The organism is Pallidibacillus thermolactis, assembly GCF_025660415.1.
Taxonomy (GTDB): Bacteria; Bacillota; Bacilli; order Bacillales; family Caldibacillaceae; genus Pallidibacillus; species Pallidibacillus thermolactis.
Window position 1 is genome coordinate 1 of sequence record NZ_JAOUSE010000033.1, and the last position, 25,182, is coordinate 25,182.

Annotated in this window: 19 protein-coding genes and 1 other annotated feature; of the genes, 13 read left to right on the forward strand and 6 right to left on the reverse strand. The window is 33.1% G+C overall.

Translation table 11 applies throughout. The annotated features are described in order from the left end of the window. The first annotated feature begins 222 nt into the window (after positions 1–222). From OEV82_RS10705 to OEV82_RS10725, 5 genes are all read left to right on the forward strand, one after another. On the forward strand, positions 223–1,185 hold the full coding sequence (locus OEV82_RS10705) for a carbohydrate ABC transporter permease (protein ID WP_263061871.1): 963 nt from the start codon (positions 223–225) through the stop codon (positions 1,183–1,185). A 2-nt stretch (positions 1,186–1,187) separates the two neighbouring features. Next, positions 1,188–2,027, forward strand: coding sequence for a carbohydrate ABC transporter permease (locus OEV82_RS10710; RefSeq protein WP_173662428.1), 840 nt, complete (start codon positions 1,188–1,190; stop codon positions 2,025–2,027). A gap of 17 nt (positions 2,028–2,044) precedes the next feature. Further along, positions 2,045–2,422 (forward strand): DUF488 domain-containing protein, encoded by a 378-nt coding sequence (locus tag OEV82_RS10715; RefSeq protein ID WP_173662429.1) that lies wholly within the window; start codon positions 2,045–2,047, stop codon positions 2,420–2,422. Positions 2,423–3,045: 623 nt separating this feature from the next. Continuing rightward, entirely contained in the window at positions 3,046–4,785 is a 1,740-nt protein-coding gene (locus tag OEV82_RS10720; protein WP_263061872.1) for a phospho-sugar mutase, read from the forward strand. 548 nt (positions 4,786–5,333) lie between these two features. Next, a complete protein-coding gene (locus OEV82_RS10725) occupies positions 5,334–6,386 on the forward strand; it encodes an aldose epimerase family protein (protein ID WP_263061873.1) in 1,053 nt (350 codons plus the stop codon). A gap of 154 nt (positions 6,387–6,540) precedes the next feature. Here OEV82_RS10725 and OEV82_RS10730 read toward each other — a convergent pair whose 3' ends face one another. Further along, the gene (locus OEV82_RS10730; protein WP_173657898.1) at positions 6,541–7,638 is read right to left on the reverse strand and encodes an ABC transporter ATP-binding protein; all 1,098 of its coding nucleotides are present in this window, start codon (positions 7,636–7,638) and stop codon (positions 6,541–6,543) included. A 130-nt stretch (positions 7,639–7,768) separates the two neighbouring features. Next, on the reverse strand, positions 7,769–8,671 hold the full coding sequence (locus OEV82_RS10735; RefSeq protein ID WP_263061874.1) for a helix-turn-helix domain-containing protein: 903 nt from the start codon (positions 8,669–8,671) through the stop codon (positions 7,769–7,771). A 306-nt stretch (positions 8,672–8,977) separates the two neighbouring features. Between OEV82_RS10735 and OEV82_RS10740 the strand changes: the two genes are divergently transcribed. From OEV82_RS10740 to OEV82_RS10770, 7 genes are all read left to right on the forward strand, one after another. Next, positions 8,978–9,970, forward strand: a complete 993-nt coding sequence (locus tag OEV82_RS10740) for a LacI family DNA-binding transcriptional regulator (protein WP_263061875.1) — start codon at positions 8,978–8,980, stop codon at positions 9,968–9,970. 84 nt (positions 9,971–10,054) lie between these two features. Beyond that, the gene (locus OEV82_RS10745) at positions 10,055–11,071 is read left to right on the forward strand and encodes a DUF1646 domain-containing protein (protein WP_263061889.1); all 1,017 of its coding nucleotides are present in this window, start codon (positions 10,055–10,057) and stop codon (positions 11,069–11,071) included. 298 nt (positions 11,072–11,369) lie between these two features. After that, positions 11,370–11,990, forward strand: a complete 621-nt coding sequence (locus tag OEV82_RS10750; protein ID WP_263061876.1) for a 5-bromo-4-chloroindolyl phosphate hydrolysis family protein — start codon at positions 11,370–11,372, stop codon at positions 11,988–11,990. Positions 11,991–12,002: 12 nt separating this feature from the next. After that, positions 12,003–13,220, forward strand: a complete 1,218-nt coding sequence (locus OEV82_RS10755; protein ID WP_263061877.1) for a toxic anion resistance protein — start codon at positions 12,003–12,005, stop codon at positions 13,218–13,220. Between the two features lie 454 nt (positions 13,221–13,674). Next, complete coding sequence (locus OEV82_RS10760) at positions 13,675–14,682, forward strand: TAXI family TRAP transporter solute-binding subunit (RefSeq protein WP_263061878.1); 1,008 nt, start codon at positions 13,675–13,677, stop codon at positions 14,680–14,682. Between the two features lie 100 nt (positions 14,683–14,782). Continuing rightward, on the forward strand, positions 14,783–15,313 hold the full coding sequence (locus OEV82_RS10765) for a DUF1850 domain-containing protein (protein WP_263061879.1): 531 nt from the start codon (positions 14,783–14,785) through the stop codon (positions 15,311–15,313). After that, positions 15,306–17,309 (forward strand): TRAP transporter permease, encoded by a 2,004-nt coding sequence (locus OEV82_RS10770; RefSeq protein WP_263061880.1) that lies wholly within the window; start codon positions 15,306–15,308, stop codon positions 17,307–17,309. Before OEV82_RS10765 ends, OEV82_RS10770 begins: the two co-directional genes overlap by 8 nt. 102 nt (positions 17,310–17,411) lie before the next feature. Here OEV82_RS10770 and argS read toward each other — a convergent pair whose 3' ends face one another. From argS to mgtE, 4 genes are all read right to left on the reverse strand, one after another. After that, positions 17,412–19,109, reverse strand: a complete 1,698-nt coding sequence (gene argS / locus OEV82_RS10775; RefSeq protein WP_263061881.1) for an arginine--tRNA ligase — start codon at positions 19,107–19,109, stop codon at positions 17,412–17,414. Positions 19,110–19,157: 48 nt separating this feature from the next. Continuing rightward, positions 19,158–19,378, reverse strand: a binding site (T-box leader). 46 nt (positions 19,379–19,424) lie between these two features. Then, the gene (locus OEV82_RS10780; protein WP_263061882.1) at positions 19,425–20,597 is read right to left on the reverse strand and encodes an FtsW/RodA/SpoVE family cell cycle protein; all 1,173 of its coding nucleotides are present in this window, start codon (positions 20,595–20,597) and stop codon (positions 19,425–19,427) included. A 323-nt stretch (positions 20,598–20,920) separates the two neighbouring features. Further along, positions 20,921–22,279, reverse strand: coding sequence for a hemolysin family protein (locus OEV82_RS10785; RefSeq protein ID WP_263061883.1), 1,359 nt, complete (start codon positions 22,277–22,279; stop codon positions 20,921–20,923). A gap of 410 nt (positions 22,280–22,689) precedes the next feature. Then, complete coding sequence (mgtE, locus tag OEV82_RS10790) at positions 22,690–24,051, reverse strand: magnesium transporter (RefSeq protein ID WP_173659002.1); 1,362 nt, start codon at positions 24,049–24,051, stop codon at positions 22,690–22,692. 316 nt (positions 24,052–24,367) lie between these two features. Between mgtE and OEV82_RS10795 the strand changes: the two genes are divergently transcribed. Beyond that, a complete protein-coding gene (locus tag OEV82_RS10795; protein WP_173659000.1) occupies positions 24,368–25,144 on the forward strand; it encodes a hypothetical protein in 777 nt (258 codons plus the stop codon). Positions 25,145–25,182: the final 38 nt, after the last annotated feature.

Below are 25,182 nucleotides of genomic sequence, written 5' to 3' on the forward strand. Positions count from 1 at the left end.
TCTAGTGATACGGAAAACACTTTAGAACCTCCTGTTATGTTAAGTGACGCTAACATTATTGCCAGGAATTCGTGAGTGTTTTCCTTATTTTTTGGGTTAAATCACAAAATGTGGTGATGAATCCGTTTATAAATGTTCATTCACATCATTATTGCTACACTCACTAGTTTCTAAATATAATAGAACGCCAATTTGGGTTTAGTCTAAGAGGTGATCGTAAGAATGGCAATGAAACCAGCAGCAAAAATTGAGCCAGTGAAGAAACTAAACTACTCAGGAAAGAAATTAAACTTTGAAAAATATAACCGCTTTGGCTATCTTTTCTTGGCACCGTTTTTCATCGTTTTTTTAATCTTTAACTTTTATCCAACAATATATACAATCTTTCTTTCGTTTACTGATTTAAGTGGATGGGCAACGACACCAAATTTTGTTGGGTTAGAAAATTATACTAATATAATAAATAATGAATTCTTCTTAAAAGCGTTATCGAATACATTACTATTATGGACGATGAACTTTATTCCACAAATTTTCATCGCCCTTTTCTTAGCTTATACATTTACAAATAAACGGCTACATATGAAAGGCACCGGTTTTTTTAAAGCCGTTTTTTATTTACCAAATATTATCACTGCTGCCTCAATAGCATTAATATTCTACGCATTATTTAGTTACCCACAGGGACCAATTAATTTATTACTACAAGATATTGGTTTGTTAAAAGAACCGTTTGACTTTTTTAGAAGTGAAACAGGTACAAGGCTGATTGTTGCGTTTATTCAATTTTGGATGTGGTATGGACAAACAACAATTGTGCTTGTCGCTGCCATACTGAGTATTGATGAGTCTTTATTTGAAGCAGCTCGTGTAGATGGAGCAAATGAGAGGCAAACATTCTTTAAAATAACACTTCCATTAATGAAACCGATGATCATTTATATTTTAATAACATCAATGATTGGTGGATTACAAATGTTTGATATTCCATTACTCTTAACAAACGGACAGCCTAATAACAGTGTTGAAACCATTATGACCTTTATTTACAAACAGGCATTCCAAGGGAGCCGAGCGATGAATGTTGCATCAACAGCCTCAGTCATATTGCTCATCATCTCCATCATATTTAGTTTTGTTGTGTTTAGAATGTTTAGAGACCGAGGTCAGAAAGGAAGAGGATGAGAATGGGTGTCAGTAAACAACTACGGATCCAGAGGACATTAATTTATATTTTTTATGGTATTCTCACAATCCTAAGTATTATACCTTTTTGGATTGTCATTGCCAATGCCACTAGGTCAGCAGAACAAATTAAACAAGGTCCATCACTCATTCCTGGTGATAATTTAATATATAACTGGAATGTTTTGGTAGAAAAAGGATTTGATGTTTTTAACGGTATAACAAATAGTTTTATAATTGCGGCAGGATCAACTATTTTGAGCTTGTATTTCTCTTCACTAGCAGCCTATGCATTAGTTGCATATAATTTTAAAGGGAAAAAAATTGCTTATGCAATCATACTAGGGCTAATCATGATCCCAACCCAAGTAAGTCTAGTAGGGTTTTACCAGTTTATGAGTCAACTTGGACTATTAAATAGTTTTATTCCATTAATAATTCCAGCCATTGCCTCTCCAGCTACTGTGTTCTTTATGAAACAATACTTGGAGACAATTTACCATCCTGACTTACCTGATTCCGCAAGAATAGACGGTGCAGGAGAATGGAAGATTTTCCACAGGATTATTTTGCCACAAATGAAACCAGCACTAGCTACTATGGGAATTTTTAGTTTTGTTACACAATGGAATAACTTTTTAATGCCATTAATTTTATTAAATGACGAAAGCATGTATACTCTCCCAATGCTCGTTCAATTACTAAAAACTGATGTTTATAGAACGGAATTTGGTAGTATGTACTTAGGGATCTCACTTACAATAATACCTTTACTTTTAATATATATGTTTTTATCACGGTATATTATTGGTGGAGTTACTGCGGGGAGTATTAAACAGTAATAAAAAGGTAGATGGTTATGTCACAAATTACTATCAGACGAATATATCATGAATTAAAGCCTTCAGAAACGAATCAAGTACGGATTTTAGTTGACCGTCTATGGCCGCGAGGTGTTAAAAAAGAGGAAGCAAATATTGACTATTGGTTTAAAGAAGTTGCCCCTAGCCACGAACTAAGAAAGTGGTTTGGTCATAAGACCGAACGTTTTGAGACGTTTCGAATCAAATATTTAGAAGAACTACAAACGGATGCTACGAAAAGAAAAATAGTTCAAAAAATAGCTCAAATTGCTAAAAAAGACAAAGTTGTATTGTTATATGGTGCAAAAGATGAAAAGTATAATAATGCAACTGTCCTACTGGAAGAACTGGAACGTCTTTTAAAAGATTTATAATTAGGCTCGCAAAAGCGAGTCTTTTTTTATGTGCGCCAGGCATGACGACTATCTAGGTGGGGAAAGTCCACTGTGGAGGTACACATCAACAACTTTGATTTCATTAGGAACTTTTTCATTGAGGGCCAGCAACTCATTTTTCTTCTTCTGGAGTTTTTAATCAATCTTTTGCAGAACAAAGGTATCTTCAAAAATTTACAGTCCAAATATAGGAGAAGTAGCACCTATACTTACACAGCTATTCGGGTAGTGGGGGTGTAGTTTAACTATTGCTGAATTACTGGTAATGAACGCTATTCCTGTTGCTAAATGAACTAAAATTAAAAAATATGTTAAAGAATTAGGTGGAGCAGTAGAAACAGTTAATTTATTGGTAGGAGCAACAATAGCTAGAGAAAAAGTAGCTATTTTAAGTGCAACTAAAAAGTAAAAGAATCATTGCTATTTCGAGCAATAATTCTTTTATCTTTTCATTTTCCGTAGCCAAAGATTATATCAAAATTGTTTAGTAGTTTCACTTCCATTAAGTTTGGAAAAAGGGGCTCCGTACAAAATCCACTAAAACTCTGATATAATACATTTGTGAGTGTTAGAAAAAGAGAGAATTTTAATGGAGGAATGTCATGAACTGGAAAGAGATTGCTGAAAAATGGTTAAATTTCGACGGCCTTGATCAACAATTAAAAGACCACCTAAACAAAGTTAAAAATGATGAAAAAGCAATGGAAGAATTGTTTTACAAAAATTTAGAGTTCGGTACAGGTGGTATGCGTGGAGAAATTGGACCTGGTACAAACCGAATGAATATTTATACAGTCCGAAAAGCGTCATTTGGACTTGCTCAATATTTACTGAGTAAAGGTGAGGAAAGTGCAAAGCGCGGTGTTGTAATTAGTTATGATCCGAGATATAAATCAAGTGAGTTTGCTTTAGAAGTAGCCAAAACGGTTGGAAAACTCGGCATTAAAGCTTACCTATTTAAAGAATTGCGACCAACACCAGAGCTTAGCTTTGCTGTAAGACATTTTGGTGCAGCAGCAGGAGTCATGGTTACAGCCAGTCATAATCCGCCAGAGTACAATGGATATAAAGTATATGGTGATGATGGTGGGCAACTTCCTCCAAAAGAAGCGGATGAACTTATTTCATATGTTAACCAAGTTGAAAATGAGTTGTCTTTAGAAGTTGCTGATGAAGCAGACCTTTTAGAAAATGGATTATTGCAATACATTGGTGAAGAAGTTGACGATATCTACCTTGATTATGTTCAAAAAATTCAATTAAATCGTGAAGTGATTGAAGAAGTTAAAAATGATTTTAAAATTGTATTTACACCACTTCATGGGACAGCAAACAAGTTAATCCAAAAAGGTTTAAAAATGTTTGGTTTTCAAAATGTGACGGTTGTAAAAGAACAAGAACACCCAGATCCTAACTTTTCAACGGTTCCATCGCCGAATCCAGAAGAGCATGCAGCATTTGAATTGGCTATTCAGTACGGCAAAGAGATTAATGCTGATATTTTATTAGGAACGGATCCTGATTCAGATCGATTAGGTGTTGCTGTAAAAAATAATCAAGGTGAGTATATCGTTTTAACAGGTAACCAAACAGGTGCGATTATGCTTCATTATCTATTAACCCAAAAGAAAGAAAAAGGGATTTTACCGGAAAATGGTATTGTATTAAAAACGATTGTAACGTCAGAAATTGGGCGGGCAATTGCCGAAAGTTTTGGATTAAAAACTCTCGACACATTAACAGGATTTAAGTTTATTGGAGAAAAGATAAAAGAATATAAACAAACAGGAGAATATCAATTCCAATTTGGCTATGAAGAAAGTTATGGGTATTTAATAGGTGATTTTGTTCGTGATAAAGACGCTATACAAGCGGCACTATTTGTTACAGAAGTGGCTGCCTATTATAAAGCTCAAGAAAAAAGTTTATACGATGCTCTTCTCGAAATCTTTGAGGAATACGGCTACTTTAAAGAATCATTGGAATCTTTAACATTAAAAGGTAAAGATGGTGCAGAACAAATTGCCAAAATACTTGAAGATTTTCGTGAAAATCCACCAAAGGAAGTTGCTGGCAAAACTATTGTGGCAGTAGAGGATTATAAAACAAGTATCCGTAAAGAGTTTTCTAATGGAAAACTAAGTCCAATAAGTTTACCGAAATCAAATGTTCTTAAATATTTCTTAGAAGATGGATCTTGGTTTTGTGTACGTCCATCTGGAACTGAGCCAAAATGTAAGTTTTACTTTAGTGTCGTTGGCCAGTCTTTAAAAGATAGTGAAGAAAAGGTGAACCGTCTGCAAACTGCTGTAATGGAAAAAGTAAGAGGAATGGTAAATTAATTAAAAAAGACTGTTCATTAAACCTGAAGGCATACTCATTTATTGTTCGTTTAAAGATAAATGGTTTTGCCTGATGGATTAATGTGACAGTCTTTTGTATTTGAAAAGACATTGTATAATATTGTCTTTTTATGCTCCAATTTCCCTCAATTTACTAAGTATAAATGTATGCAAACGTCATTGTTTAACAAACGACAATATCATAAGACAAACAAAAAAGATTTCGTATTTCATGAAATAGGATATTTACTTTCGTTAATAAAAAAGAGAAAAGGATGTCATCACATGAAGAGATATGATAGAATTTTAGTAGAATATTAAGTTACAAAAAATGAAAGCGTTTAAGTGAACGTGGAGGTTAAGACCATCATTTTTCATGTGAACAGTGTGAACAACGCTCTTTGTTAAGTTTGAGAACTGCATCGAAATATGGGGATTTCCCGGGAAACTTTTGTTAGATTGTTAGAATTTGTCGAGCTTCTTTTATTACTTGAATTAATCACCTTTTTGAATTTATTTTACAGTATCTTATATAGGGGGGATATAGAATGGAAATAAGAACAAATGATTTTGGAAGTATAAATGGCCAAAAAATCTATACATATACATTAGAGAACAATAATGGTATGCGATTAACATGTACAAATCTTGGTTGTATTGTTACAGAAATACTGGCACCAGACAGAAACGGTATGTTCGAAAATATCGTTTTAGGTTTTAATAATGTAGAGGATTATATAAGAAATAAAACATATTTTGGGGCATTAATCGGAAGAGTCGCAGGTAGAATAGGTCAGGGTAAATTTGAATTAGAAGGCAAAGTATATCAATTACCAAAAAATGAAGGTAACAATCATTTACATGGTGGATATCAAGGATTACATGAAAGGGTTTGGGATGCAGAAGAGATAAAAACGGACTCTGCTGTAGGTATTCGTTTTTCTTATGTAAGTCCGGATGGTGAAGAGGGGTATCCTGGGAATGTACGGTTACAAGTCACCTATTTACTGAATAATGATAATCAATGGATTTTTACTTGTAAAGGTTACACGGATCAAAAGACATTGTTAAATATAACGAATCATTCTTATTTTAATCTATCGGGTAATGCAAAAAAAGATATATTAAACCATGAATTAACATTAAAAAGTCATCGTTTTTTGGAATTGGACAAACAATTCATTCCTACTGGGAAAATTTCTCATGTTGAAGGTTCGGTATTTGATTTCAGAAATAGTCGTAAAATATTGGATGGTAAATTGTCGCAAAATGAGCAAAATATTCTTGTTGGGAATGGTTATGATCACCCATTTTTATTAGATGATCATTTTAATGAAGAAATTATTTTAAGGGATCACGAAACTGGCCGAAAATTAATTGTTGAAACAAATCAACCATGTGTAGTGGTTTATACAGGCAATCAAATAGGGGGAGAATATCAAACAGCAGAAGGTGTAAAAGCGAAGAAATATTTGGCATTATGTTTAGAGACTCAAGGGCTGCCCGATGCTATTCATCATTCTCATTTTCCACCTATCATTATTGGTCCAGAAGATTATTATGAAGCGAAAACAATTTACACATTTACGATTGATGATTGATAAAAGAAGCGATCGAACACAATAATATAAGGGTATGCGATAAACGTAGTCGTGTTTCAACTATGATTGTATCGAGGATACTCTAAAAGATTGGAAGTAAAAAAGCTTCAAAAAGTCTAATATTGACTTTTTGAAGCTTTTTTTATTTATTTATTTATTTAATTCGTTCTTCCGTATCTTTATCAAAGAAATGGGCCTTATTCATATCAAATGCTAATTTAATTGTCTGATTTGGTTGAATATCAGTACGAGCATCAATTCTAGCGATAAAATCATAATTTTCTAATTTACTATAAAGCATTACTTCAGCACCGGTTAACTCGACTACATCGATTTGAGCTGTAATTGTTGCTCCTGGAGCTGATTCTGTAAATACGAGTTCGTCATGAATGTCTTCTGGACGGACACCAAAGGTTACTTCCTTACCGATATATCCTCTTTCTTTTAAAACTTTCAGTTTACCTTCTGGAATTTGTAACTTCGTTTGCCCGATAATTAGTTCGTTTCCTATTATTTTACCATTAAAGAAGTTCATCGCAGGTGAACCGATAAAACCGCCAACAAATACGTTTTCAGGTTTATCGTATACTTCTTTCGGTGTTCCAACTTGTTGAATTTTTCCATCCCTCATAACTACAATCCGTGTTGCCATTGTCATTGCTTCAGTTTGATCATGAGTAACATAGATCGTTGTTGAGTTTAATCGTTGATGTAGTTTAATAATTTCAGTACGCATCTGTACACGTAGCTTCGCATCTAAGTTTGATAACGGCTCGTCCATTAGGAATACTTTAGCATCACGAACAATTGCACGACCTAAGGCAACCCGTTGACGCTGTCCACCAGAAAGTGCTTTTGGTTTTCGATTTAAGTATTGTTCTAAACCTAAAATTTGTGCAGCATTTTTAACACGGCGATCGATTTCATCTTTTGGTACTTTTCTTAGTTTTAACCCGAATGCCATATTGTCGTAGACAGACATATGAGGATATAAGGCATAGTTTTGGAAAACCATAGCGATATCTCTGTCTTTTGGGGCTACATCATTCATTAACTTTCCATCAATATAGAACTCACCTTTTGAAATTTCTTCGAGACCAGCAATCATTCTTAAAGTAGTAGATTTACCACAACCAGAAGGGCCAACAAATACAATAAATTCTTTATCTTTAATATGAAGGTTAAAATCTGTTACAGCTTCGACGTTATTGTCGTAAATTTTATAAATATGATCAAGTTTTAGTTCTGCCATTTCTACAACCTCCTAGGGAAACCATTTTCTAATATATCTTTATTTTAATGAAAATGCTTTCATTATAGAATGTAAAACTGCCCAAAGATTCTAACCATTTTTCTGGCATTTTGCCTATGAATTTGTAGATTTAGTAAATTCGTTCTGCAATCTCACCATAAACACAGATAAAATAAACGGAAATAGCTCCGTTAAAATCTTTTATATCAATGGATGTTCGCTTAATAAATTTATCAATCTTGTATTGTAAACTATTACGGTGCATGTATAATTTTTTTGCTGCTAAACTCATATTTGAATTATTTTCAAGATAAACCTTTATCATATTTACGAGTTCTTTGTCATTTTGAAAGATATCGGTATATTCTTCTGTGAATATTTCATTCATTTTTCTCCATTCCGTTCGGATAATCACGGATGGAAAAGCAGTCATAAAGGTGTACAAATGTTTTTCTGGCAACACCTTTCGTATTATTTGAAAATAGTACTGTTCTCTAAAAAAATGATTTTTTAATTGATCAGTCACTTCAAAAAAGCGTCCAATATACATATCTATATCTAAATAAAAGTCTGTTAGTATTAGATCTTGAAATGATAAAAAATCTTCTTGTTGCATAGTAGTTTCTGTCTCTCGTTCGATTATGACCCCATTTAGCTCGTTCAGCCAAACCAGAATTATATTGTCTTGAAAAAAGGAATAGATGGAGTCTGTAAAATTTTGATAACTCACACTTGAATTTAATTGGAAAAAAATGAATCGAATTCGATTATTCGTCTTTGGAAGTTCACCGTTTTCAAATAAAAAACGGTGCCAAATTTGTTGTGAAGGAGAATTATTTAAAAAAGTTGCTGTTTGCTGAACTTTCGTTAAAATCGTTTCTAACAATAAAACTTCTCTATCTGTTAATTGTTGCTTAGGGATTGAAATATACTCATTTGTTTGTTCATGAAAAAAACAGTAGTAGTTTTGGTCAAATCGTGGATAGTCTTGAATAAGGATCCCTGGATATAGTTGCAGTAGTTTTTTAATCATAATAAACCTCACAATATTTTTATATTACTTTATTTTATGCATGGTTCAAGAATTTCCTCAAGTTAAAAATAATGTTAGTAAACGGATGGAGTTCGGTAAAATTTTTCTTTTTTTACTAAACTTATCTGTTTATAAGTTCTTTTATATTGTTTGTACCGAAAACTTCAAAGTTTTATTATAAAATTCGAAAGTTTCCTTGTTTTACATAAATTGCCATCATGGGAGATCAAAATTATAATTCTTTGAAAATATAAAAGTTGTATCTTTTATGGTTAGATTATTTGTATCATCTAAAGGAGGAGAAAGTTGGCAACGATAAAAGATATTGCGAAAAAGGCTGGCGTTTCAATTGCAAGTGTTTCAAGAGTATTAAGTGGTGACCCAACTTTATCAATTTCTAATGAAAAAAGGAAAAACATTTTACAAATAGCAGAAGAGTTGTCTTATGAATATAAAGTAAAACGTCGAAAAAATACCTCGCTACTTGTTATTCATAATCAAATGAGAGTTGAAGAATTGGAAAGAATACATTATTTCCATATTCAAAGAGGAATAGAAAAAAGAGCAAAGGAAAAAAAGTTTAATCTATTTGTCGCTAACAACAGTGAAATTGAATCAATCGTTCGTTTTAAACAATTTTCAGGTATTATCGCAATAGGGGAGATTCCACAGGATCAGATTAAAATTCTTTCTGAGATTAGTGATACTTTTGTTTTTGTAGATAGCTGCCCGAATGAAGGGAAATTTGATGCGGTATTAACGGATTGCCGTTATACAATGAAGCAAGTGATTGATTATTTACTGGACAATGGCCACCGACAAATTGGTTTAATTGGTCAAGGAAATAAAGATGAAATTCATTATAGTAAAATTAGAAGTCATATTGAAAGTGCTTTTTATTTTTACATGAAAGAAAAAAATTTACTTAATGAATCTTACATATACTTAAGTGAAACGTATAAAAAGAATACTGGTTATATACTCATGAAGCAAGCAATTAAAGATCACGGTATACAGTTGCCGACAGCTTTTTTTATTCATAATGATTTAATAGCAATAGGAGGTATTCGAGCGCTTCATGAAGAATTACTAGATGTACCAGCACGAGTTAATATCATCGGAATGTATAATATGAGCGTTTCCCATATGATTACCCCACCATTAACAACAGTGCAAGTATACCCAGAATTAATGGGGGAAACGGCTGTTGATCTTTGTTGTGAAAGAATGAGTGGAAGAAAAGTTGCAAAGACTGTGTATATTACGACAGACTTAATTAAAAGAAAATCTAGCTTTTGAATGGCTCAAATTTAATTATAATCAAAATATAATTTGATAAGTTAGAATAAAATCATAAAGAAAGGATGTGAAAAAATGGATGGCATGACAATAGGATTGTTGATCATATTAATACTTGTTTTTATTATCCCGTTTACTGTTAAGGTAGTAGAACATAATCTTGAATACTTTTTATTTGTTATGGGGATTATTGCAGCTTTTGTAGGACAAGCATTTAACTCACAGTTACTTTTGCATGCATTAGTGAATCCAATTGAAATTACTATGGCTGTTTTGATTGCAGGACTTTTATTTAAATGGTTTCAAGATCAATTAGGCAATGCCATTTATCAAATGAGTAACAAAATTCCGTTTTCTCTTTTTGTTGCACTTATTGTTATTCTGCTAGGACTATTATCCAGTGTTATTACCGCAATTATTGCTGCCCTTGTTTTAGTTCTTATTGTTGGTCACTTGTCACTCGATCGAAAAAACACCATATTACTTACTATTTTATCGTGTTTTTCGATTGGATTAGGCGCGGCACTTACACCAATTGGTGAGCCATTATCTACTATTGTAGTAAGTAGAATGGGAGGAGATTTTTTCTATTTACTAGAATTAGTTGGAATATATATTATTTCTGGTGTTATTGTTTTGGGATTAATTGCAGCTTTGCTTGTAAAACGTAACGATGAATTGGAAGGACGAGTCCAACAGGAAGAAGAGTCTTACGATGATATTATCGTTCGTGCAGTAAAAGTTTACTTATTTGTTTTTGGACTTACCATGCTTGGTGCGGGTTTTGAACCGTTAATTAATACATATTTATTAGATTTACATCCAGCGATGTTGTTTTGGGTTAATATTATCTCTTCAGTGTTAGATAATGCAACGTTAGCTGCTGCTGAGATCAGTCAAGCCATGAATCCGGAAACTGTTAAAGCTATTTTAATGGGATTATTAATTAGTGGTGGAATGCTAATTCCTGGTAACATCCCGAATATTATTTCAGCTGGAAAACTTAAAATTACAAGTAGTGAATGGGCAAAAATTGGCTTACCGTTTGGCTTCGTAATCATGGTTGTTTATTTCGTTATTCTTATGTTTATAAAATTGTAATAAAATAAATGATTTTTATGAAGACTGTTCCACGGTGAACAGTTTTTCTTTTTCAAAAAAGGAAATTTGCAGTAACGATAAGCACATAATAAAACCAATTCATTACTCCTCTAATTGCAAACGTATTTGATATTTAATTACAATGAAAGTATATTTGTTATGAACAATATTGAAACATTTTTTGTGTTACAAACGTAGTATAAATAGCTTGGAATAATTTCGTCGGATTGATTTAAGCTAGATCAATTCATTATATAAAGAATATTGTTTTTTGTATCACAATATAGGAGTGATTAGGATGAAAGGAATCCTTTATTTTATCATACGATTTTTAGTAGCAGGTGCAACTTGGGGGCTCTCTTGGCCCATTTATTGGCTAGTTCTAGATCAAGAATTCTGGTTATCTGGTCTATACGGGCTACTTTCTGGTGTCAGTATGTATTATTTATTAAAATTTTTGATGATAAGACACCTCGTAAATCAAAATGGATTAACGAGAAGAGAATATAAATTAGTTGAGCGTAACTTAAAAGATGCAAAAGAAAAAATATCACGTCTGCAACGAGCATTTTTAAAAGTGCATAATTTACCGAGTGCCAAGAAAAATTTTGAAACATTACGTCTCGTTTATAAGATTTATAATATTACAAAGAAAGAACCTCGTCGCTTTTTTTTAGCACAAGAATTTTATTATTCTCATTTAGACTCTCTTGTTGATATTATAGAAAAATATACTTTTTTAGCTTCCCAACCTGTAAAAGACGCAGAACTTGTGAAGTCGTTAAATGATACGAAACAAACGTTAGACGATATTGTGGAGTTAATTGAAGATGATTTACGTAATATGATCGATAACGATATTGATACATTACAATTTGAATTAGAAGTGGCAAAAAAATCTATTGATCGTAAACGTTAAGGAGGTTGGATTATGAGTGAAATAAAAAATAGAAAAGACACAGTGTTAGATGATTTATTACAAGACCCATTTGGTGACATTACTTTGGAAACGAAGGCAGATACCGAGGTTACGCCAAGTATGTCAAATGAAACGGTCGAGGGTCCAAATGTTACTGATGAAATAACACAACAATCAAAAGCAAAAAGAGTGATTGATACGCTTCCAGATGAAAGTAAAAAACGGGCAGAACAGCTAGCAAGTCAAATTGATCCTCGCAATCAACAGGCCATATCGATGTATGGAACACAAGCCCAGTCAAAGTTAGTTCATTTCTCATCTTCCATGCTCGATCATGTCAAAAGTAAAGATGTTGGTGAAATTGGTGAAATTATTCATGATTTAATGAAAAAATTAGAACAAGTAAATCCCGATGAATTAAGTGTCGAAAAAAAAGGGTTTTTCTCTAGAATTTTTAATAAAGTGTCCCGTTCTGTCAATGAGGTTTTAGCTAAATATCAGAAAACAGGAGCTCAAATTGATCGAATTACTATTCGCCTCGAACATAGTAAAAATGCTTTAATAAAAGATAATAAACTATTGGAACAAATGTATGAAAAAAATAAAGAATATTTTTTAGCATTAAATATTTATATTGCGGCAGGAGAATTAAAGTTAGAAGAATTACAAACAAAAATAATTCCTGAACTGCAACGGAAAGCAGAACAAAGTGGAGATCAAATGCTCTATCAAGAAGTAAATGACATGATTCAATTTGCAAATCGTTTAGAAAAACGGGTTCATGATTTAAAATTAAGTAGGCAAATCACCATTCAAGCCGCTCCGCAAATTAGAATGATCCAGAATACAAACCAAACGCTCGTGGAAAAAATCCAAACATCAATCAACACGGCTATACCACTTTGGAAAAACCAAATTGCGATTGCATTAACACTATTGCGTCAAAAAAAGGCAGTAGAGGCCCAAAAACAAGTATCAAAAACAACAAACGAATTATTATTAAAAAATTCAGAAATGCTTAAATCCAATGCGGTTGAGGCGGCAAAAGAAAACGAACGCGGCTTAGTTGATATCGAAACATTGAAAAAAACCCAGGAAAATCTTGTCTCATCATTAGAAGAAACATTGCGCATTCAGGCGGAAGGACGGGCGAAAAGAAGACAGGCAGAGTCAGAACTTGTTGCAATGGAAGAACAGTTAAAACAAAAGCTTCTTGAATTACGCAGATAAAATACATCATATAACCTTATATTTATTATTTAAGGTCTAGCTTTCAAAAAGTAAACAATTGTTCACTTGTGATAAAGCTAGACCTTTTTTACTATAACCCTTGACCGTCAGACAAAATAAATAAAGTTAATGTTTTGTATTTTAACAATCTTCCTAAAACTATTAATAAAAAGACTTTTAAAATCTACGTATTACAAAGTATTGTATAATGTGGGTTTTCTAGTCATATTGTGGATGAAAAGGTATATATTTTGTACTAGGGAATTGACAATTTTATTAATCTTTTATTATATTTGAATAAGAGGGCAATAAGAATAAAGAATTATCAAAAAAAGGGGATTATTAGGTAGATTATAAATTTCCTAACCTCAAAATGAAAATGTTTACATTTCTGGAACAAACACTGACACGCCCTCATTCGTTGAAAAATAAAAGTTTTAAAGGGGGAAAACTAATGCGGAGGAAATTCTATGCTGTATTTGCTATGTTAATTTTATTAACTTTAACATTAGCAGCATGTGGTGGTGGTTCTAGTGACTCTGGTGATAAAGGTGAATCAAGTTCTTCTGGTGGGGATAAACCAAAGTTTCTTAGCTTGTTAACAGGTGGAACTAGTGGTACATATTACCCACTTGGAGGAGAAATAGCAAAAATCTTTACTGATGAGACTGGAATTCAAACGGACGTTCAATCTTCGAACGCTTCGGCTGACAATATTATGGCTTTAAGTGATAGCCAAGCTGAACTTGCCTTTGTTCAAACGGATGTAATGGCAGCAGCTGTTGAGGGAATCCAATCCTTCGAAGAACATGGAGCTGTAGATAATGTTTTAGCTCTCGGTTCTTTGTATCCAGAAACAATTCAAATTGTTACATTAGCAGATTCTGGAATCGAGTCTGTAGAGGACTTAAAGGGTAAAAAAGTTTCTGTTGGTGCACCTGGTTCAGGTACGTATGTAAATGCCGAACAGATCTTAGAAGTTCATGGAATGACTATGGATGATATCCAAGCACAAAATTTAGACTTTGGTGAATCTGCAGGCGGACTTAAAGATGGAAACATTGATGCAGCCTTTATTACTGCAGGTACTCCTACTGGTGCTGTAGAAGAAATATCCGCAACAAATGATATAAATATTATTCCGATCGAACAAGAAAAAGTGGATGCTTTAATTGAAAAATACCCTTACTATGCAGCTGATACGATAGCAGCTGGAACTTATAGTGGTATAGAAGCAGATGTGAATACAGTTGCTGTAATGGCAATGATTGCAGTTAGTAAAGATTTATCCGATGATGTAGTTTATGATCTAACAAAAGGATTATATGAAAATGTCGATAAAATTACGCATGGAAAAGCCGAGTTTATCTCACTTGAAAGTGCGTTAGATGGTATAGACACAAGTCTTTTACATCCAGGAGCAGAAAAATACTATAGTGAAAAAGGCTTATTGTCGGAATAGTTTATAGATTAAAATTACCCGGCAGTTGAGTTGATCAAACAACCGCTGCCGGTTGATTTTTGTATATGTGAGTTGATTCGATTACTTTAGGATGAATCTGATGAAAAAAAAAGTAACCATTTTACTACTTATTGTTTCCTTTCTTGTACTTTTTCCACTTTTCTTTTTTTATGTACCAGTCCAAAAAGCTGTCGTTTTTTATCATGAACATACATCGAAAATATCAGCATATTTACCTATTAATTCTGGTGAATCCTTTCAAATTATTTTCACGCATTCTATTCACTTGTCTGATGTAATTGAAAAATATAGAGTAACGAAAGACAACAAAATTGAACAATATGAAATCGTGTTTGAAGAGTTTGGGATTGGTATGCCTTCAAACGCAGAAGAAGGTCAAAAGTTTGTTTATGAAGATGGAAAATATCATGTGAAAAATTTAAATAATATATTCCCTTATATGAACATACGAAATGGAAAAACGGTATCCAAGCATCGACTTGTATGGGGAGATAATGACCAACATAAAGTTTGGTTTAACGAATATTTTTTACCTGGTGATTGGTTTACTGTAAAAGTTGAAGATTTAACATTATGGCAATTAATGAAAGGAGTGAAAATACATGACTGAGGAAAAGAAATTAACACAACTATCTGAACAAGAACAGCAAGAGTTGATGGCAAAGTACGATTCAGAGTCAAGGACGCGTCAACTAACAGGGCTTATGTCTAAAGTTGTTATTGTTCTACTGTTAGCTTTTTCAATTTTTCAATTATATACTGGATACTTCGGTGAATTAACGGCTTACTTACAACGGACAATTCACTTGGGTTTTGCTTTAGTACTAATCTTTTTATTGTTTCCTGCAAGAAAAAAAGGAAATAGAAAAACAATTGCATGGTATGATTATATACTTGCATTATTATCAGTCATCGTATGTGGTTATTGGCCTGTCTTCTATGAAACACTAGTTCAGAAAATTGGTGGAATTAATCAAACCCAACTGATTATTGGGGGTCTTGCTATTATCTTAGTTATGGAAGCGACTAGAAGAGTAGTTGGTCTTCCATTAGTAATTGTAGCAGCTGCTTTTTTAACTTACGCCTATTTTGGACCGTATATGCCAGGATTTTTGGCTCATCGCGGTATTGATATAAATCAATTAGTAGAAGCTATGTTTTTTACAACGGAAGGAATTTTAGGAACTCCGTTACAAGTGTCATCCACATTTATATTCCTGTTTATCTTATTCGGTGCATTTTTGATGCAGACAGGAATAGGGAATTATTTTAATGATTTAGCACTATCAATTGCGGGTCGTAGAGTTGGAGGACCAGCAAAAGTGGCTGTATTTACAAGTGCATTGCAAGGAACAATCTCTGGTAGTTCTGTAGCTAATGTCGTTCAATCTGGTTCATATACAATCCCAATCATGAAACGACTTGGTTATCATAAAAATTTTGCAGGAGCCGTTGAAGCAGCTGCTTCAACCGGAGGTCAGATTATGCCACCTGTTATGGGAGCTGCGGCTTTCTTGATGGTTGAATTTGCCGGTGTTCCGTATATTCAAATTGTTTTAGCTGCTATTATACCAGCCCTTTTATATTTCTCAGGTATATGGATTATGGTTCATTTAGAAGCAAAAAAGCAAGGTTTAAGTGGTGTATCCAACGAAGATATTCCTAATAAAAAAGAAGTACTAAAAGGTTTATACTTATTAACACCAATCTTAGCCATTGTTGTTTTTATTTACATGGGTTACAGTATCTCACGAGCAGCAATTTATGGTATTGTTTTTACATTGATTGTGAGTTTATTTAGAAAGGATACAAGAATTACACTTCCTAAACTTTTTAAAGCATTAACCGACGGTGCTCGTTCAGCATTAGGAGTTGCTGCAGCAACTGCTTGTGCAGGTATGATTGTTGGAGTTATATCCAGAACAGGATTAGGTTTAAAACTAGGTAATGAAATTGTTGGTTTAGCCAACCAAATTACAGAAACTCCAATGTTGTTATTGTTGTTAACCTTGTTCTTTACAATGATAACATCGATAATCATTGGTATGGGTTCGCCAACAACAGCCAATTACATTATTACCTCAACGATTGCATTACCGGTCATTATGACACTAGAAGCCCAATTCAACATGGGGATCCCTGTTCTTGCAGCACATATGTTTGTTTTCTACTTCGGAATTGTAGCTGATATTACTCCGCCGGTTGCTTTGGCTGCCTTTGCAGCTACAGGTATTTCTGGTGGTGAACCGATACGGACCGGATTTAATGCATCAAGATTAGCGATTGCCGCCTTTATTATTCCATACATGTTTATGTTCAATCCCGCTATGCTTATGATTGACACAAATGTATGGGAAATTATCTGGATAGGAATAACGGCCCTAACAGGTATGGTAGCCCTTGGCGGAGGTCTGATTGGATATTGGTATAAGAAACTAAACTGGGTTGAACGAATTATTTCACTTATTATTGGTTTAATGTTAGTTTACCCAGGTGGATTTGTAAGTGCTGCAGGACTAGGTTTATTCTTTGCGATGATTGCTTATCAATTTATAATTAATAAAGGTAAAGGTACTGGAGCCGATGTTGAGGGTGCCAGTGTCTAATCTTTAAGAAGTAAATGGTTGTCCGTGCGAATGATACGCTAGTGACAACCATTTTTTATAAAATAAGGTAATATGGATATTAATTTGGATTATTTATATCGGTTACATTTCTTCTGGAGCTTGAATACCAAGTAAGTTTAAACCTTCTTTCAAAATAATGGTGACGGCTTTTACTAAAGCAAGACGAAAAACGAGTCCTTCATTTTTTTCTAATATTTTCACTTGACCATAAAACTTATTAAAATGTTGGGCCAGAGTAAGTAAGTATTTTGCAATTATTGATGGATCAAATCGATCAAACGCTTGTTTAATTTTTTCAGGGAAGACATGTAGTTGTTTGACAATTTCCCAACTATAATCATCAATATTAAGATTTTCCAAAGTAAATTTGTTCGTATCATGGATAGGTGCTTTTCTTAAGATCGAACAAGCACGAGCATGCGTGTACTGTACGTATGGTCCTGTATCACCTTCAAAAGTGAGCATATCTTTTAAAGAAAATTCAATATTATTCATACGGAAATTTTTTAAATCATGAAAAATGACTGCTCCAACTCCAACCATTTTTGCCACTTCCGTTTTATTTTGAAGTTCAGGATTTTTTTCTGAGATATTTTCTTCAGCTAATTGGATAACTTCTTCGATTACATCTTCTAATAAAATCACTCTCCCTTTTCTAGTTGACATTTTTTTCCCTTCTTGTAAATAAAGTCCGAAGGGAATATGATGTATTTCTTGAGCCCACTCATGTCCCATTTCATTTAAAACAGCTTTAATTTGTTGAAAATGGACCGATTGTTCATGACCGACGATATATAAAGCCTTAGTGAAATTATACGTATTTTTTCGGTAAATTGCTGTTGCTAAATCACGGGTTGCATACAGGGTAGCACCGTCTGATTTTTTTACTAGGCATGGTGGCAAATTGTAGTCCTCTAAAAAAACGACCTCTGCATGATCTGAAGTTTGTAATAATCCTTTATCTTTTAATTCTTGTATAACGTCTTCCATTTTATCCGTATAAAATGATTCTCCTGCCCAAGAGTCAAACTGAATACCAAGTAAACTATAAATTTTTTTAAATTCTTTTAAGGACTCATTTTTAAACCATTCCCACAGCTCCAATGCTTTTATGTCACCATCTTCAAGCTTCTTAAACCACTTCCTTCCTTCTTCGTTAAGGGATGGAAATGTTTCAGATTCATGATGAAATTTTGTATATAGTTTAAAGAGCTCCTCTATTGGATTTTCTTTAACTTTTTCTTCATTTCCCCATAATAAGTAGGCTGTTATTAGTTTTCCAAATTGAGTCCCCCAGTCACCTAGATGGTTAATTTTTACAGTTTTATATCCCAGTTTTTGCGCTAATTTTCCTAACGCATTTCCGATAACGGTTGAACGAAGATGCCCCATGGAAAATGGTTTGGCGATATTTGGAGATGAAAATTCAACAATAATCGTTTTGTTATGCCCAATTTTGTCATTTCCGTAACTTAGATTTTTGTTCAAAATTTCATGAATAACTTTGCTAGTAAATGGTTTTCTCTCAGCGAATACATTAATGTAAGGACCAACGGCAACAACCTTTGAAAAGTAGTTGTTTGAAATTTGAAATGTGATCTCTTCTGCTATTTTTGCAGGTGACTTTTTTAAAATCTTAGCTAATGTAAAGCAGGGAAATGCTAAGTCACCTAGTTCAGGTTTCTTAGGTATTTCAATTAATTGTTCAATATCTTTTTTTGTCATATATTCCTGTAAATATTGATGTAATTCGTGTACAAAGTGATTTTTTAATTCCATATTTCCCCCTCCGTTCGCAAATTGATAATCAAAAAAGCCCGCCTCTAAAAAAGAGACGAGCTTGACCCGTGGTACCACTCTTATTAACAATACAGAAAAAATCCCGTATTGTTCCCTTGTGGCCATTAACGTTGGCATACGAAGTGCTCCTACTAACTTCAGAGACTTTTCTCAGAAGTGCGTTTCAAAAGAGGCTTCAACTAGGCTCTCACCGTCCCTAGCTCGCTTAGTTCCACTACTCTTTTTACTCTCTTCATCATGGAATCTGATATTTTATTTAATAAATATTATATCTGTTGAGTCATAAAAATCAACTTAATCCTCCGTATTTGTCGAGAACATATATTTTTTATGATAAAACTTTATGCTAAAGATAATTCCCATAGCTAGCATATTTCCCATTAATGAACTTCCACCATAACTAACAAACGGAAGTGGAATCCCGGTTATTGGTAACAGTTGAATTGTCATTCCAATATTTTGAAAAACATGGAAAGTCGTCATGGTAATAATTCCTGCACATACATATGAGTCAAAAGGTGAATTGGCTTCAAGAGCAACTTTAATTAAGTGATAAATAAGCAGGAAAAATAGGCATATTACGACACTGGCTCCGATAAAACCAAACTCTTCGCCAATTGTACTAAAAACAAAGTCTGTATGCCTGTCCGACACATAAACTTCTTTCCCCATATAACCTTTACCAAAGATTTCCCCTGAACCAATGGCTTGTAGAGAAGTTACAAGTTGATAACCTTCATGAGATGAATAACTATATGGATCTAACCATGAATAAATACGAGCCAATTGATATTGCGGAATGTAAGACTCTACCCACTCTGGAAAGTAGATCATGATTAAAATTATAGCTGCACCGACGGACATAATAACCGAAAAAACAGGAACGATAATTTTCCATGTAATTCCTGAGACAAGCATCATCCCAGCAGCAATAGCAATAATAACCAAACCTGTTCCTAGGTCCGGTTGCAACATAATCATTCCTAATGGAAGTAATGTTGTTAGAATTAATTTTCCTAATAACCAAAACTCCGTTTTCAAGGTTTTTAATTTATAATTTTGATGGTGATCGGAAATTACTCGACTTAAGGCCAATATTAGAAAAATTTTCATAAATTCCGATGGTTGAATCGTCCCAACTTTTGGTATCGTAAACCAACTCTTTGCACCGTTTCTTGGTTCAGCAATGGATTCTGGTGCAAAATGTAAAAATACGAGTATAAATATACCGAAACCATATAATATCCAGGAAAGCTTTTTATATTGATCAGGTTCAAACAACATAGCAAAGGCAATAATAAAGGCACCTACACCATACCAGACTACTTGTTGAATAACAAAGTTTCCAGCATACTGACCATGGGTTTGAGCACTTGAGATTGCAATAAGACTAACAACTAAAAAAAGAAATAATATAAATGCTAATGTCCAATCAAAACGGTCTACACCTTTTTTTTCATCTTCCATAAAATTCACCTTTTCATTAGTCGAAGGATCGATAAGTTTTGATAGCATATTATACCATAAAAAATACCACAAAATATATTTTTTATAGTGGATCCATTGTTTAAAAAAGCTATTAACATTGCTTATCGTAACAAAATTAATCATAACTTACAATGGATAATTGATTTAAGTGTTTATGTAGTAAACAAAAGTTAGGATCGTTTCTAAATAGGGAGAAATTTGATTGTATGTCTTTGATCATTTGATTGTAGCACATAAAAAATCCCTCAGAAATAGGCTGAGAGATTTTAAAAATTTACCCTTACCGTTCGGTAAGAAATAATTTAAATTGCTTCTGTATTTGCTGTTGTTATATTAAGTGGTGATTGATCTGGAATAGCCTTCTCCACAATCTTTTTTACTTCAATATAGTCAATGTGATGATCTTCCATTTCGAGAACTTTAAATTCGTATCCTTCAAAATGAATTGTGTCACCTTGTTTTGCCTCAAAGTTTTCTGTTAAGAACCAACCACCAATCGTATCTACATCTTCATCATTGATTTCTATATTTAAAAGATCATTAATTTCAGATACTAAAACTTTACCATCAAAAATGTAATGATTTTCACCAATATGTCGAATTAATGGAATTTCATCTAAGTCAAATTCGTCACGTATTTCACCGACGATTTCTTCTATTATATCCTCAACAGTGACTAATCCACTCGTTCCGCCATATTCATCATATAAAATGGCCATATGGATTTGTTCTTTTTGCATTTTCAAAAGAAGATTATGAATAGGGATTGTATCAATTACCCGAATTATAGGTCTTATATATGTTCGAATCGATGTTTTTGAAATATCTTTTCCTGATATAACTGAAGTTAAAACTTCTTTTAAATTAATTAAACCGACAATATGGTCTTTATCACCATCTGTTACAGGATAACGAGTGAATTTTTCAACTTCAGCTATTTGTAATAAAGTTTCTATTGATTCATTAACATCAATACTTTCAATTTCTGTACGAGGTACCATAATTTCTTTTGCAATGCGATTATCGAATTCAAAAATATTATTGACATATTTAAATTCAGACTGATTAATTTCACCGTTTTTATAGCTTTCGGATAAGATCATACGTAACTCTTCTTCAGTATGGACATTTTCTCCCTCTGATGCAGGCTTGAACCCGAAAGCTTTTACAACTAATCGAGCTGAACCATTTAAAAGCCAGATAAAAGGATACATAATCCGATAGAACCATATTAACGGCCTTGCAAATAGTAAGGAAACTTGTTCTGCTTTTTGAATTGCAATTGTTTTTGGTGCAAGCTCCCCAATAACAACATGTAAAAAAGTCATGATTAGGAATGCTAAAGTTATAGATAGAGCATAAGAAAGCGAAGCAGGTATGTGAATGTTATTAAACAATGCTGATAATATGGATCTAAAAGTGGATTCGCCTAACCATCCGATCCCTAAAGCTGTTACAGTAATTCCTAATTGACATGCAGATAAGTATTCATCTAGATTCTCAATGACCTTTTTCGCAGCGATTGCTTTCTTATTACCTTCCTCAACGAGTTGATCGATCCTGGATACACGTACCTTAACAATAGCAAACTCAGAAATTACAAAAAAAGCAGTTAAGCCAATTAATATGGCAATATAAATCAGGCCAACTATGTCGTCCAACAAAATTCCCTTCCCCGTATCAACCGGGTAGGGAGTTCACCTCCTAAAAAGTTAAAAATTAATTTTTTTAATGATTAATATATTAAATTGCGAAGATAAATTCCTCCTTTATATTACATTTTACAATAGATAAAAATTTTTGTTAACGAAAAAAGTTAGAAATTAATCCTATAAATGGAATGCTGTCCAAAAACAACGGAAGATTCATATAATTCTGAAAACAAAAGACAGAATTTTTAATTAATTTTATTATAAATTTTATGCGAAAGACAGTCAATGTAAGCGAGTAATATTTATTACAATATATATGTAAAAGAAGGAAAAAGGATCACTATTTTATAATGACGGTAAAAAAAGAGGCTAAAGAGCCTCTTTTTTTATATGAATGAAGATCCAATAGACCTTATTGTTTACAGTAAATAATCTAAAAATAGTGTAGCGATCGTAAAGTATGTGATTAAAGAAAATATGTCGTTTAAAGTTGTAATTAGCGGACCTGAAGCGATGGCAGGATCGATATTTATTTTATATAGAATTAAAGGGATAATCGTACCTGATAACGTTCCGATAATTAATGTTAAGAGTAGTGACAATCCGACAACAAGACCTAAATAAATATTCCCTTGCCATAAGTAGGCAATAGCTGATATTAATAATCCGCAAACAATCCCGATTAACAAGCCTACAAGAAACTCGCGGTAAATGAGCTGGAAAATTTCTTTTTTATTTACCTTTTGCCCTGCAAGCCCACGCACAACAACGGCAAGGGATTGGGTACCGGTATTTCCAGTCATCCCTGAGATCATTGGCATGAAGAAGGTTAATGCGACTACTAGACTTAAAGTATCTTCAAAATAACTAATGATACTGCCTGATAAAACGCCGATAACAAGTAATAAAACGAGCCAAGGAAGTCTCCTCCAAGCAGCAACCGAAGCCTTTGTATCAAAGTCAATGGCCTTACCTGATGCGGATAATTTTTCAATATCTTCGTTAGCTTCTTCAATAATAACATCGAGCATATCATCAAAAGTGATAATTCCGAGTAAGATATGATTATCGTCAACAACAGGTAAAGCGAGGAAATCATATCGTTCTAATATGGCTGCTGCCTCTTCCTGGTCAGTATAAGCCGATACATAAATAACCCGTGTAAACATAATATCTTTTATTTTTTGATCTAACTCGGCAAGTAGCAAATCACGGTAAGAAACAACTCCCACAAGTTTACGGTTTTCGTCGATGACGTATAAATAGGATATTGTTTCTGCATAAGAAGCGAAATTCTTCAATTTATCAATGGCTTCGCGCACTGTGTAGTAATCTTTGATCCATACAAATCGGTTGGTCATTAAACGTCCAGCTGTCTCTGCTGGGAAAGTCATGATGTTTTGCACAATGGTTGATTCTTCGTGCTTCATCACCGAAAGTAGTGCTTCTGCCTTTTCTTCTGGCAATTCGTGTAATAAATGAGCGAGGTCATCATTATCCATCAAGTCTAGAATATCCGCTTTTTTCTCTGGAGGTAATTTGTTTAATATGTCATATTGTAAGTTAGTATCTTCAACTTCTTGTATCACATCTGCTAATAAGTGATTATTTAAATATAAGAGGAACCTCGATTTGAATTTTTGTGGTATATCCTCGTATACATTGGCGATGTCATATGGTTGTAATTCTTCAATAATAGTAAATAATTCTTTTTTACGATTTTCTCTAAAACATTTAACAATATTGAATAATAATTGTTCTTCAGTTAAAAGGTGTTTCATGGTACATCCCTCTTTCAATTTTGAGGTTTTTATCTAATTTAATTAACAGACAAATGTTATCTACAGACATTTTTGCACAATACTTTTATGAATACAAGTTGTGATTTATATACTTTTATTAGTTAATTATTACTAATAATTGGAAAAAGACGGAAACTTTGTTACGATATACAGTAAATTTGGATTAGTAATTTTGCAATTAATATGTAAACGTTTTGCAACATTTTTGTGACTATAAAATTTTATAATTAGTTATTAGCAATTATATATAGAAAATGTAATGAAACGGTTGTGTAAAAATAAGGGGGGCAAGATTGTGGCAAAAATCGATATGATGGACAATGTGATATACATATTAGTTAATACTCGGGAACAAAATGTAATTGCCCATGGGATTACATTTGATCAGTTTATTCAGTCTTTGCCGACCCCCCTTACAAATTTACTGTTATTGAAACAACAACGGTATAATGGTGAATATCATTTTCATACAAAATTAAGTTTTGTTTTAAATGAACAGCTTGAAGACTTAATTAAAAATGGTTCATATAAATCAAGTGAATTTTGTTGGGTCGATTTTGAGGATGTATTTAGTTTAGATACAATAGAAGGCCAAGAGTTGGCTGAACTGCTATATTTAGGGCATATGAAGAAACATTTATCTCTGCCTTTTTTTCAAAAATTAAACAACCGATTTGCCTATTTAACGGATGTTGATGGGTGGTTAAACAAAATTTACTTTCGTTACTGGTCCGATTTTTATTCGACTTTAGGCGGCGTGTTAGGAAATAAATTTAATAGTATTAAACTTGAGAAATCTTTAATCAATTTTAGGAAGCGAAAAGATTATCCACCGGTTGATCAAAAGGTACTCTATCAACTAAATACATTATTTACGGAGGGAATTGTATTCTCGTTTCATCATATCACGCAAAATCGCACACAAACGATTTTACCATTTTGGGTAGTTGGTGATTATTATGATATGGATGAAATGAATGAACAGTTCCTAGAAGTCTCAAAAGAAAATGCAGATGGACATATTATTTTTGATAAGAAACAAAAAGAGTGGGCGATTACCATTCATTCTTAATTCGATGATTGCTGATTTTCGCTTTCTTAGGAAGGAAA